The following is a 13,045-nucleotide window of genomic DNA, read 5'->3' on the forward strand; positions in this document are numbered from 1 at the left end:
TTATGTAAACTTTCACAGAAATCAACTTCAAGAGTTAGCAAACCTACTAGAGCCCAGATCAATTGGATATAAAGTGAAACAACTCAGTGTGGCTATTTAAGATGGATAACAAAGCTCGTGATGTTAAAACTTCTGTTATTGGTTTGGATGAAGGGGAAGAAAGCCTGTACGTCTAATCATGCTTAATGCTCAAGACCATATTGTGACCGCCATGATCGCAAAAGAAATTGTTATTTAAAAGATTGATTTAAATATAAAAACCGAGAATATATCCGCATAATTGCTTACAGGGTGTCTCCATCAGCGCCCGTATTATTTAATTTACCGGTTTTACCGAATCTCTCAGTATTAAACGACCAGAAAATGTCTGTGACTTCTGTGTTAACTGCCGCTTTTCCAGCAAGTCTTGAGCGGATGCGAGCGCTTGAAGTGTCATCTCTTGAATAGGAAGGTCAACCGTTGTTAAGGCAGGTACAACATATGTGCTGACGTCCTCATTATCTATCCCTATTATAGAAATATCATCGGGGATCTTATAACCAGCCTCTCGAAATGCTTTCATTGCGCCAATAGCGATGTCATCACTAGCCGCAAATACTGCCGTAATTGGCAAGTTCGCTGCGACTATATCTTTCGCTCGGTGGTAGCCATGTTCCAATTTGAAATTCTCACAATAAAAGTGCAAATCTTTATTTAAATCTAAGCCATGTTTTGCAAGGGTTTCTTGGTAAGCAGCACAGCGCAATTGGGTTGTCGGCGTTTTTTTATGCGGGCCTAAATAAGCAATCTGTCGATGTCCTTGCGAGATCAGATGTTCCACTGCGAGTGCTGCAGCTTGGCTATGATCAAACGAGATGGAGTAACCAGCATCATCTGGCAAGCTCTGCCCCACAACAATGATTGGCGGTGCCACTGAATTCTTTAGGGCGATAATGTCTTCGACAGATAATTTGCGCGAATACAAAATAATGACATCACAACGCCTATCAGATAAGAAATGCACCGCTTGTTTTTCTTGTTCTGCGTCGTCATGCCCATCGGTGACAATAAGCTGCTTACCCGTTTTTTCTGCCGCAAGCGTCGCTTGTTTTAACAAGCTACCAAAATAGTGTCCATCAAAGTCCGGTAATACTAATCCAATACTGTTTGAGCGATTAGTTGCAAGAGCTTGAGCAAAAGAGTTAGGACGAAAGTTTAGCTCTTCCATCGCTTTAAAGATTGCTTCACGTGTTGAGTCTTTAACCAGCCCTTTCCCACTAATAGCACGGGAAACCGTCGCTTTTGACACTCCCACTTTTTTGCAAATATCGTTAATTGTTGCCATACATAACCAATGTTAGTCACGCCTGTAATAGGTTTATATTTATTTCAATTCCAGCAATGTCTGATCACTTAATTACTGACATTTGTATTATCAATGATTGCACTCTGATCAGGAGCTTTTCCGCCAGCTGAGAAAAGCCGATTAGCTAACTTCATCTTAACGAGAGATATAAGCAGTGTCCAAGCTTCTTAGGGCTTGTTCCTGCTTAATAAACCTGAGGTTAATTACAAACGTCATACTTTAATTTGGTAAGGTATGTCACTAAAGTTGCCAATGCGATCGAAGCTTGAACTCCTAGTAATGTAATTTATAATCCCTCGCGAACGCAGGGTAGCAACTAACAATGTAGATAAAGGAATGCCTCTAACGTTTTGGAATAATAATAGTGAAAAAATTGAAATATCTTTTGGCATTAGCAAGTGGTGTGGCTCTATTATCTGGCTGTCAAACACTAGATCCTCACAATATTCATACAACGGCATCAAAAGAAACAATCAATACAGCCAAAAAAGAGTTGAAAGGGATAAGAAATCTCGAAGTTCTTGATAACGGCGTCATCTCATACACCATTATAACGCCCCCCGGCATAAGGTGGACAACGGTTAGTATCAATCAACTTGATTATAAAATTTCCTGCCAAGATTTACGCCATTTTGTCGATAGTGGCATGGTAGTTAGCATATACACTCAAGGTCAGTCCGCTCGAAATTACGATGCAAACAGATGCAATAGCGAAGCACCAACTAACTAACTAAAGTTAATGCTCGAAAACCTCAAAGAAGGTAGTTTCTTTTAAAGGAAAAATAGTCATGCCAGCTGAGTAAACCTTTAAAAGAGAAACGACTTACTAAGTAAATAAAAATGGCAACGTTTCGATTCCAACGCTGCCATTTTTCATTGTTCAGTATGAGAGACGTTACCTCTCTCCGACACATTTTTCGTCGCCGTACCGAACCTTTATTCCACCGTAACAGACTTAGCTAGGTTCCTTGGTTGGTCTACATCAGTGCCTTTAATCAGAGCAACGTAGTAAGACAGCAGCTGCATCGGGATGGTGTAATAAATTGGAGCAGTTATCTCACTGACGTGCGGAAGAGTAATGATCTTCATGCTTTCATCAGCTTCAAAACCAGCGTTCTCATCTGCAAAGACATAAAGTAATCCACCGCGAGCACGTACCTCTTCAATGTTCGATTTTAGCTTTTCTAGCAGCTCATTATTTGGTGCAACCACAACAACTGGCATGTCGGCATCAATCAAAGCAAGTGGACCATGCTTTAGCTCACCAGCGGCATAGGCTTCTGCATGAATGTAAGAAATTTCTTTAAGCTTAAGAGATGCTTCCATCGCAATTGGGTAAAACTCACCACGGCCTAAAAATAGAGTGTGGTGCTTGTCGGCGAAGTCTTCCGCTAGTGCTTCTATTTGTTTGTCATAGCTTAGCGCTGAGTTAATTTGCTTAGGCAGCTCATGCAGCGCTTGAACGATCTCTGCTTCTTTCGCTGAGTCGATGTACTGCTTTTGTTTACCAAGCGCAGTTACTAACATAAGAAGAGCAGAAAGTTGCGTAGTAAATGCTTTCGTTGAAGCCACACCAATTTCAGCACCTGCGCGAGTCATAAAGGCAAAATCGGATTCACGAACTAAAGAAGAGCCCGCCACATTACAAATAGTCATAGCCGACATGTAACCTTTTTCTTTTGCTAATCTCAAAGCTGCTAGTGTATCTGCGGTTTCACCGGATTGAGACAGTGTGATCAACAAGCTGTTTGGTCGAGTGACAAATTTACGATAACGAAACTCAGAGGCTATCTCTACATCGCAGCTAACCCCTGCAAGACTTTCAAACCAGTAACGCGCAACCATACCTGCATTATATGAAGTGCCACAAGCGACAATCTGAACATGTTCAACTTTCTCTAGGATCTCAGCGGCATTGACGCCAATGCTTTCAGTAATCACTGCATCTTTAGTTAAACGCCCTTCTACTGTGTTAATTAACGCTGTCGGCTGCTCAAAGATCTCTTTTTGCATGAAGTGGCGATATTTACCTTTATCTCCGGCATCGTGCTCTGCGTTAGATTCAACAATTTCACGCTCGACTGGATTTCCAGTTAGATCAAAAATATTTACTTTACGGCGAGTGATCTCAGCGACATCCCCTTCTTCCAAATAGCTAAAGCGACGTGTGACATTAAGCAACGCTAATTGATCGGATGCCAAGAAGTTTTCACCGACACCATAACCAATTACGATAGGACTACCTGAACGAGCGACGACTAAGCGACTTGGATCTTTGCGATCCATCACTACCGTGCCATATGCTCCTTCTAATTGCTTAACTGTATTTTGAAATGCCTTGACTAATGACTTCGCTTCACGCATTTCCCACTCAACTAAATGGGCGATGACTTCTGTGTCAGTTTGCGACTCAAAAATATAGCCTCTATCTTTTAAAAGCTGTCTAAGTTCTTCATGGTTTTCAATGATACCGTTGTGAACTACTGAAATATCACCAGATATATGTGGGTGAGCATTTACTTCTGAAGGTTCTCCATGCGTCGCCCAACGCGTGTGAGCAATACCCGTTCCACCCACAACTTCTTGCTGCTCTGTTGCATCTGCCAACTCTTGTACCTTGCCCAAGCGACGAATGCGCGTTAGCTCGCAATTCGAGTCTACAATTGCCAATCCCGCAGAATCATAACCACGATATTCAAGGCGGCGTAACCCTTCAACTAAAATCTCTGCTATATCTCGCTGAGCAACAGCTCCAACAATCCCACACATAATCTACACTCCGTTCAAATTCTATTTTCGTTCTCGATTTGAATGTTAATTTGAGAATCGAGAGTTTTTTGTTTTTCACTAAACGCAAATGACTTTCACATCATGCGATTCTATTAATTCTCTATCTTGGTGGGCTAGATCAGAATCCGTTATCACAACATCTATACTGTCCCAGCTAAGCTCCATGTTAGGAATTTTACGTCCCACCTTTTTCGATTCGATCATAACGATCACTTCTCTCGAAACTTCCGCCATCACTTTGCTCAGCCCTAACATTTCATTGAAAGTCGTAGTCCCTCTTGCAAGGTCGATGCCGTCTGCACCAATAAACAATTGGTCAAAGTCGTATGAGCGAAGCACTGTCTCTGCGACAAGGCCTTGAAAAGCTTCTGAACGCTTGTCCCAAGTGCCTCCTGTCATTAGGATCGTTGGCTCGTTTTCAAGATCGTTTAAGGCGTTCGCAACGTTCAAGGAGTTAGTCATCACAACCAAACCTTGTTTATGATTCAGTTGCTGGATCAACGCTCCGGTCGTACTGCCACTATCAATGACAATGCGATTGTGATCTCGGATCAAATTTACTGCCGTTTTACCGAGTGCTAACTTTCGTGACGAAACTTTCTGGCCTAGCTCTTCACTGACGACATCTTTAGGTAAGGCGACTGCACCGCCATACCGACGCAGCAAAAGACCATTTTCCTCTAGTGAGGCTAGATCTTTTCTAATAGTGACTTCGGAAGTTTCAAACAACGAGGCGAGCTTTTCGACACTAACTTCCCCCTGCTCACTCACAAGGTTTGATATAGCGTGTCTTCTATATTGCGTATTACGCTTTGACATTTTCTTTCATTTTGACATTTCGAAACGAAAGATAATTTAATCGAACTGAAACTTAAGTTCAATTTATTTTGAAGCAAAAAATAAAAAATTCGGTACAAAACCTTGTCCTAAAACAAATCTTAGACCGTGATATTGAGTGAATTAGGTGGTAGAATCCGTTCCCGAAAAGAAAAAAAATTACAGAATTTATCGTATAGTTTTCTTTTCAACCCCTACATAAGTGGGTTTGTTCACAGAATTTAGTCATTTGAGCCAATGCATTTGGTTATTAAATGACTAAATTTTGTGAAAGAGTTACAGCTTTGAGTGAGTTAAAATTGAGCGATTGTGGAAGAGAAAAACCTGCAACAAAAGTTTTAACTTTATCTCAGCAACCAAATTTTGAATTGTAACTATATTTACCGGAGATTATCTTCCATGAAAAAAACCAAAATCGTATGTACGATTGGACCTAAAACTGAATCTGTAGAAAAACTATCAGAACTAGTAAAAGCTGGAATGAACGTGATGCGTCTTAACTTCTCTCACGGAGATTTTGATGAGCACGGTACTCGTATCGCGAACTTCCGCAAAGTTATGGAAGAAACAGGCAAAGAGCTTGCTATCCTTTTGGACACTAAAGGACCAGAAATCCGTACTATCAAACTAGAAGGCGGTGAAGACGTTGATCTAGTTGCTGGTCAAGAATTTACTTTCACAACTGACGCTAGCATTATCGGCACTAAAGATCGTGTAGCAGTGACTTACGCTGGTTTTGCTGGCGACCTAACTGCTGGTAACACTATCCTTGTTGATGATGGTCTTATTGAAATGGAAGTACTAGAGACTTCTGCAACTGAAGTTAAGTGTAAAGTTCTTAACAACGGTGCACTAGGCGAAAACAAAGGTGTTAACCTTCCTGGCGTTTCAGTAAACCTACCTGCACTTTCTGAAAAAGATAAAGCAGATCTTAAATTTGGCTGTGAGCAAGGCGTTGACTTCGTTGCGGCTTCTTTCATCCGTAAAGCAGACGACGTTCGTGAAATCCGTGAGCTTCTAAACGCTAACGGCGGCAGTGACATCCACATCATCTCAAAAATTGAGAACCAAGAAGGTGTAGATAACTTTGACGAAATCCTAGAGCTTTCTGATGGCATCATGGTTGCTCGTGGCGACCTAGGTGTTGAAATCCCAGCCGAAGAAGTTATTTTCGCTCAGAAAATGATGATCGAGAAGTGTAACCGTGCGCGCAAAGTAGTTATTACTGCCACTCAAATGCTAGATTCTATGATCAAGAATCCACGTCCAACTCGTGCAGAAGCGGGTGATGTTGCAAACGCAATCATGGACGGCACTGACGCTGTGATGCTTTCTGGCGAAACTGCTAAAGGTAAATACCCAGTTGAAGCAGTAACTATCATGGCTCAAATCGCGAACCGCACTGACTCTGCGCTAAAAGCGGAACTAGGTTCACGTCTAGACAGCCCACGCCTACGTATCACTGAAGCGGTATGTAAAGGTGCGGTTGATACGGCTGAGAAACTAGCAGCTCCACTTATCGTTGTTGCAACTGAAGGTGGTAAATCTGCTCGTTCAGTACGTAAATACTTCCCGACTGCAAACATTCTTGCTCTTACTACAAACAAGAAAACTGCAGCTCAACTAGTATTGACTAAAGGTGTTCGCCCAGTTGTTGTAGATTCTATCGATAACACTGACGCATTCTACGTAAGCGGTAAAGAGCTTGCTCTAGAATCAGGCTTAGGCAAGAAAGGTGACATCGTGGTTATGGTATCTGGCGCACTAGTTCCATCAGGTACAACTAACACTGCATCTGTACACGTTCTATAAGATTATTCTTACTGTACAAAGTAAAAAGGAGAGCAAATTGCTCTCCTTTTTTGTATCTGGACACTTATCCGATAAAATCTTTGCCATGTGTAACGAGTAATATCACCATTAGCAAAAAGTAAATTGCACTCACTTTAATACTCAACACAGCCAAGGCTGCCACTGAGCCTCGCACAAGAAAACGGTTAATCATTTTATACCTCACAACATCAAGTTAAATGAAATCCGCTTTCTTTTGACTCGTTTGATAACCTATATCTACTCTAAAACCTGCTCACTAAGTGATCAGGAGCTTTGGGCTATAGGTTACCAAAAACTGCTAGCAGTGTTAATTTTTTAGTTTATAGATGACATCTACCCTATCACGAATGACCAAGCTCGAATCTTGGTAGCTATTTGATTCTTTACGCGCATCCAATACCATTGGACGCATGACGACAGGCTGAGTATTCGGTGCGTTGTAGCTGATTTGCCAAACATTTCCAAGCTGCATTTTAAACCCTTTTGCTAGCGATTTAGCTTTGTTGTTGGCATCTCGAATCGCTGCCATGCGTGCTTGTCGCTTGAACTTGGCTTCGTCTTTTACTTTTAGTTGAATGTTGTTTACTTGATTTATTCCATCTTTCAACGCTAAGTCCAGATAGTTATTTAGCTTAGGTAGATCATCGACGACAACATTCACCGTTCTATTTGCCCGATAACCGGTAAGCTCAGGTTTACCGTCTTTAGGGTAGTGATATTGCGGTGCAAGATATAGGTTTGAGCTATGGATATTTTCCGCTTTCACACCCGCTTTCTTTAAGCCACTAACATACTTCTCTACCACTTTGTCGGCGGCCTGTTTTGCCTGCTCTGCAGTGAGTGCAGTTTCCAATACTTTGACGGAAAACTCTGCCATATCTGGCTTAGCTGTAACTTCTCCATACCCTGTGGTCACCAAATGAGGAAAATCGAGTGAATCTGCCATAACGTTGGCACTGATAAAACCCGATAAAAAAATTAACACGCTGACTAGCTTCTTCATCCTTTTTCACCTTAATACATGCTTGTTGCTCGTCTTTCCAGATTGAAAAGTGAAAAGACGAGTTCGGTATAAGTTAGATACAAAAATAGGAAATAATTTCCGTGGATAACAAAACTTTTACAGTACAACTACCCTTTCAGATGAATGCCACTGTTAAGTTAAGATTTGCTCATATGAATATCCATTTGAGGAAATGGTATTTCGATCCCATTTTCGTCCAAGGCTTCTTTAATCGCTTGAATTGAATCGTAATACACGGCCCAGTAGTCAGAAGTTTTACACCATGGGCGCACGACAAAATTAACAGAAGAATCTGCCAAAGCTAGTACGCCAATGGTCATGTCTGGATCTTTCAAAATCCGCAAATCTTTTTCCAGCGTTTCTCTGATCACTTTCTTAGTTAACTGAAGATCTGAGCTGTATGAGACACCTACGGTAAGATCAACCCGCCTAGTATCATGTTTCGAATAGTTGGTTATCGGGCCGCCAATCACAGATGAATTCGGCACAACTACCATTTTGTTGTCTGGGGTCGTTAAGATTGTTTGGAAAATATGAATCGCTTCTACGGAACCCGCTACACCACCGACTTCAACATAATCACCAGACTTAAATGGCCTAAAGGCTACGATTAATACCCCTGCTGCAAAATTAGAGAGTGATCCTTGCAAGGCTAAACCAATCGCTAATCCAGCAGCACCTATAACTGCAACCACTGAAGCAGTCTGAACGCCAATCCTACTTAGAGCGGCAATCAATACAATAACAAACAACAGATACCTGACTATCGCACAAATGAACTCAACGACGGCCTTATCCATATTTTTATTGTTGAGAACTTTGGAAACACTTTTCGCAATGGCTTTCACCACCAAGTTACCAATGATTAGGATCAGGATTGCGGAAATAATATTCACGCCATACTGCACCAGCAGATCTGAGTGATCCAAAAGCCAGTTTTCAGCATGCGTTAAACCATCCGCTAGCGTTGCGGCTTTGCCAACCGATTCTGTAGACATGATTTTGCTCTCCATATTGTAAGGCTCACATGCGTACATAAGACAGCTTACCTACTGGCCATGAGTGAGCTTATTAGATTTAGGGGCTAGATAAAGAAACAATATGAGAAATAATAGAATGAACAGGAACTTAGAAGAGAGAGTGATGGTTGGGATTGTGAATCAAACCACGAATTGCGAGTGAAAGTTGCTCTCATAAGCTAAATAGTTGTCTTCAAGATATAAAAAAGCCCGCTCAATTGAGCGGGCTTAACAATCTAGTTATTAACGTTTAATTAAAGAACGTCGATTGCGTTAAGGTCTTTGAACGCTTGCTCAAGACGAGTAACCATTGAAGCTTGACCAGCACGTAGCCATACGCGAGGATCGTAGTACTTCTTGTTTGGCGCATCTTCACCAGTTGGGTTACCGATTTGACCTTGTAGGTAATCGTGATTTTCAGCTTCGTAGCTACGGATACCGTCCCAAGTTGCCCACTGAGTATCAGTATCGATGTTCATTTTGATAACACCGTAAGAAATAGACTCTTGGATTTCTGCTTCGGAAGAACCAGAACCGCCGTGGAATACGAAGTCTAGAGAGTTAGCTTCTAGGCCGAACTTCTCAGAAACGTACGCTTGAGAATCACGCAGAATAGTTGGAGTTAGGACAACGTTACCTGGCTTGTAAACACCGTGTACGTTGCCGAAAGAAGCTGCGATAGTGAAACGTGGGCTAACAGCGCTTAGTTTCTCGTATGCGTATGCAACGTCTTCTGGAGAAGTGTAAAGCTCAGATGCGTCCATATCAGAGTTATCTACGCCGTCTTCTTCACCACCAGTACAACCTAGTTCGATTTCTAGAGTCATGTTCATTTTAGCCATGCGCTCTAGGTACTTAGCACAGATTTCGATGTTCTCTTCTAGAGACTCTTCAGAAAGGTCTATCATGTGAGAAGAGAATAGTGGCTTACCAGTTTTAGCGAAGAACTCTTCACCTGCGTCTAGTAGACCGTCGATCCAAGGAAGTAGTTTCTTAGCAGCGTGGTCAGTGTGAAGAATTACTGGTACACCGTAAGACTCAGCAACTGCGTGAACGTATTTAGCACCAGCAACAGCACCAAGAACTTGAGAACCTTGACCTTCAAGTTTTAGACCTTTACCTGCGAAGAATGCTGCACCACCGTTAGAGAACTGAACGATAACTGGTGATTTAACTTTAGCAGCGGCTTCTAGTACTGCGTTTACAGAGTCAGTACCTACGCAGTTTACTGCTGGAAGAGCGAAACCATTTTCTTTCGCTACTGCAAACACTTTCTGTACGTCGTCACCAGAGATTACACCTGGTTTTACGAAATCGAAGATCTTAGACATGGATTAAGTCCTATTTTCAGTCGTTTTTTAATAAAACGGTTAATTTTAAATCTGTAAACCGTTGCTCACAACGCGCGCTATTCTAACAAAATTCATACGACGTTGCAGCAAACATAAAAGCGGGAAATCACTCTCCCGCTTTCACTAGAGCGTGTTGACCTTTTGAGGTTGAATTTTGTTCGAATTCCAAGTCTTTTAATCGCGGCGCAGGATAAGCAGCATAGTCATTCTAAGCAATTAGCCTGCAACAAAGAGTAAAAGGTCAACACGCTCTAATAATTAATTACTTTGCTCGCTCTTCAAGCATTGCAACAGCTGGTAGTACTTTACCTTCAACGAACTCTAGGAAAGCGCCGCCACCAGTAGAGATGTAAGAAACATCAGCTTTGATACCGAACTTGTCGATAGCCGCTAGAGTGTCACCACCACCTGCAACAGAGAAACCTTCAGAGTCAGCGATAGCGCGTGAAATGCCTTCTGTACCCGCTTCGAAGTTTTTGAATTCGAATACGCCAACAGGACCATTCCAAAGAATTGTTTTCGCGCCTTTTAGGATTTCTGCTAGTTCTGCAGTTGAATCTGGACCTAGGTCGAAGATCATGTCGTCATCTTGAACGTCAGCAACGTTCTTGATTTCAGCTTCTGCGTTCTCATCGAATGCTTTTGCACAAGCAACGTCAGTTGCAACTGGAATTGCACACTCTTCCATTAGCTTCTTAGCAGTGTCTACTAAGTCTGCTTCGTATAGAGATTTACCCACATTGTGGCCAGCAGCTGCGATGAATGTGTTCGCGATACCACCACCAACAACAAGTTGGTCAGCAACTTTAGATAGAGACTCAAGAACAGTTAGCTTAGTTGAAACTTTAGAGCCACCAACGATAGCAACCATTGGACGAGCAGGCTTGTCCATCGCTTTACCTAGTGCGTCTAACTCGTTTGCTAGTAGAGGACCAGCACATGCGATTGGCGCGTGCATACCAACACCGTGAGTAGAAGCTTGAGCACGGTGAGCTGTACCGAATGCATCCATTACGAATACGTCACAAAGTGCTGCGTATTTCTTAGACAACTCTTCTTCGTTTTTCTTTTCGCCTTTGTTGAAGCGAACGTTTTCTAGAACAACAAGCTCACCAGCGTTTAGCTCTAGACCATTTAGGTAATCTTTCGCTAGTTTCACGTCGCAGTCAAGTGCGTCGTTTAAGTAGTTAACTACTGGTTGTAGAGAGAACTCTTCAGCGTACTCACCTTCAGTTGGACGACCTAAGTGAGAAGTAACCATTACTTTAGCGCCAGCTTCTAGGCAACGCTTAATTGTAGGTAGAGATGCTAAGATACGTGCATCTGAAGTTACTTTGCCATCTTTTACTGGTACGTTTAGGTCGGCACGGATAAATACGCGTTTACCTGCTAGTTCCAGGTCAGTCATCTTGATCACAGACATGATTTGTCCTCTCAACTCAATTAATTAAAATTTTTAGGTGCTCAGTATCGTACTAAGCCGTCATATTTCTCGTCACTACTATCTTAAATGGAGATAACTGGCTTTTATTTCAAGGCTAAAAATAAATATTATCTCCAATACTATTTGGCGAAGTGCATGGTAAGTGCCGTATCCAACATTCGGTTGGCAAATCCCCACTCGTTATCACACCAAACTAGCATTTTCACCAATTGTCCATTACTGACTCGGGTTTGCGTCCCATCCACGATTGCACTGTGAGGATCATGGTTAAAATCAATGGAAACAAGTGGCGCCTCAGTATAATCAACAATGTTGTGTAATGTACACTGAGAAGCCTCTATGATGGTTTGATTTACGTCATTAACTTTCACATTTGTATTCAAAGTGACACTCAAATCCATCGCGGTTACATTTACTGTGGGAACTCGCACAGAGATCGCTTCAAACTTGTTAGAAAATTTCGGAAATATCCGCTCAATACCCTTGTGAAGTTTTGTATCAACGGGGATTATCGACTGGCTAGCAGAGCGAGTTCGACGAAGATCGGTATGATATGCGTCAATCACCTGTTGATCGTTCATCGATGAATGGATAGTTGTAATTGTTCCAGAATCAATTCCAAACGCTTCATCAAGCACTTTGATGATCGGCACGATGCAGTTCGTCGTACAGGAACCGTTTGAAACCACTTTATGTTCTGAAGTCAAAGTATCTTGATTCACACCATAAATGATCGTGTTATCAAGATCATGGGCGCCTGGGTGTGAGAAAAGCACCTTCTTTGCACCTGCTGCAATGTGCTCCATACCATCCGCTTTGTTGCCAAATACACCAGTGCAATCCAGCACAATATCGATATCTAAGTCATGCCACGGCAATAAGTTTATTTCTGCCAAATGTAGGATTCGGATCGAGTCCTTTTCACCATTTTGATGATGCACATAAATATGTTCTTGATCGTTGCTAATCTTTTTCTGAAATCGACCATGGCTAGTGTCGTACTGTAACAAATGAGACATGGCATCAGGTAGAGCAAGTTCGTTTACCGCTACCACTTTAATCTGCTCATATTTGCCACTTTCATAGACAGCGCGGAGTACATTTCGGCCAATGCGGCCAAATCCATTGATAGCAACTTTTAACATGAGCGTCAGACCTTGAATTTATTTGTAGCTTTTATAATAGCCGCCAATAGTAATAGAAAGCTCTTTAAATGAATACCACTGGATAAAAAAACACCGAGCGCAAGGCTCGGTGTTTGAGTTCTATTCTAGTAAACTTTGCGAAGCTTAAGCCAATAACTCATTTGCAGTACTAACCACGTTTTCAACTGTAAAGCCAAATAGCTTGAATAGCTCACCTGCTGGTGCAGATTCACCGAAAGTGGTCATGCCAATCACG

General features: G+C 42.0%; 11 protein-coding genes and 1 pseudogene. 2 read left to right on the forward strand and 10 right to left on the reverse strand.

The annotated features are described in order from the left end of the window. Positions 1 to 316: 316 nt before the first annotated feature. Positions 317 to 1,324, reverse strand: a complete 1,008-nt coding sequence (locus ACM2FC_RS19940; protein ID WP_498482788.1) for a LacI family DNA-binding transcriptional regulator — start codon at positions 1,322 to 1,324, stop codon at positions 317 to 319. A 385-nt stretch (positions 1,325 to 1,709) separates the two neighbouring features. Between ACM2FC_RS19940 and ACM2FC_RS19945 the strand changes: the two genes are divergently transcribed. Then, entirely contained in the window at positions 1,710 to 2,075 is a 366-nt protein-coding gene (locus ACM2FC_RS19945) for a hypothetical protein (protein WP_498482789.1), read from the forward strand. A gap of 206 nt (positions 2,076 to 2,281) precedes the next feature. On the opposite strand, the gene glmS is transcribed toward ACM2FC_RS19945, so the two are convergent. Both glmS and ACM2FC_RS19955 read right to left on the reverse strand, forming a co-directional pair. Continuing rightward, positions 2,282 to 4,114 (reverse strand): glutamine--fructose-6-phosphate transaminase (isomerizing), encoded by a 1,833-nt coding sequence (glmS, locus tag ACM2FC_RS19950; RefSeq protein ID WP_498482790.1) that lies wholly within the window; start codon positions 4,112 to 4,114, stop codon positions 2,282 to 2,284. Between the two features lie 78 nt (positions 4,115 to 4,192). Then, a complete protein-coding gene (locus tag ACM2FC_RS19955; RefSeq protein ID WP_498482791.1) occupies positions 4,193 to 4,954 on the reverse strand; it encodes a DeoR/GlpR family DNA-binding transcription regulator in 762 nt (253 codons plus the stop codon). A 417-nt stretch (positions 4,955 to 5,371) separates the two neighbouring features. On the opposite strand from ACM2FC_RS19955, the gene pykF reads away from it, so the two are divergent. Beyond that, the gene (gene pykF / locus ACM2FC_RS19960; protein ID WP_498482792.1) at positions 5,372 to 6,784 is read left to right on the forward strand and encodes a pyruvate kinase PykF; all 1,413 of its coding nucleotides are present in this window, start codon (positions 5,372 to 5,374) and stop codon (positions 6,782 to 6,784) included. 64 nt (positions 6,785 to 6,848) lie between these two features. On the opposite strand, the gene ACM2FC_RS19965 is transcribed toward pykF, so the two are convergent. The 7 genes and pseudogenes from ACM2FC_RS19965 to ACM2FC_RS19995 form a co-directional block, all read right to left on the reverse strand. Beyond that, positions 6,849 to 6,977 carry a hypothetical protein gene (locus ACM2FC_RS19965; RefSeq protein WP_498482793.1) on the reverse strand — a complete coding sequence of 43 codons (129 nt, stop codon included), beginning with the start codon at positions 6,975 to 6,977 and terminating at the stop codon, positions 6,849 to 6,851. 135 nt (positions 6,978 to 7,112) lie between these two features. Further along, on the reverse strand, positions 7,113 to 7,808 hold the full coding sequence (locus ACM2FC_RS19970) for an oxidative stress defense protein (RefSeq protein WP_498482794.1): 696 nt from the start codon (positions 7,806 to 7,808) through the stop codon (positions 7,113 to 7,115). Positions 7,809 to 7,966: 158 nt separating this feature from the next. Next, positions 7,967 to 8,827 (reverse strand): mechanosensitive ion channel domain-containing protein, encoded by an 861-nt coding sequence (locus ACM2FC_RS19975; protein ID WP_498482795.1) that lies wholly within the window; start codon positions 8,825 to 8,827, stop codon positions 7,967 to 7,969. A 275-nt stretch (positions 8,828 to 9,102) separates the two neighbouring features. Then, complete coding sequence (fbaA, locus tag ACM2FC_RS19980; protein WP_498482796.1) at positions 9,103 to 10,179, reverse strand: class II fructose-bisphosphate aldolase; 1,077 nt, start codon at positions 10,177 to 10,179, stop codon at positions 9,103 to 9,105. 283 nt (positions 10,180 to 10,462) lie between these two features. Next, entirely contained in the window at positions 10,463 to 11,623 is a 1,161-nt protein-coding gene (locus tag ACM2FC_RS19985; RefSeq protein WP_498482797.1) for a phosphoglycerate kinase, read from the reverse strand. A gap of 140 nt (positions 11,624 to 11,763) precedes the next feature. Continuing rightward, positions 11,764 to 12,789 (reverse strand): erythrose-4-phosphate dehydrogenase, encoded by a 1,026-nt coding sequence (gene epd, locus ACM2FC_RS19990; protein ID WP_498482798.1) that lies wholly within the window; start codon positions 12,787 to 12,789, stop codon positions 11,764 to 11,766. A 144-nt stretch (positions 12,790 to 12,933) separates the two neighbouring features. Beyond that, positions 12,934 to 13,045 (reverse strand): annotated as a pseudogene (locus tag ACM2FC_RS19995) (transketolase-like TK C-terminal-containing protein); the annotation flags it as partial.

Source organism: Vibrio sp. A37 (genome assembly GCF_059777565.1).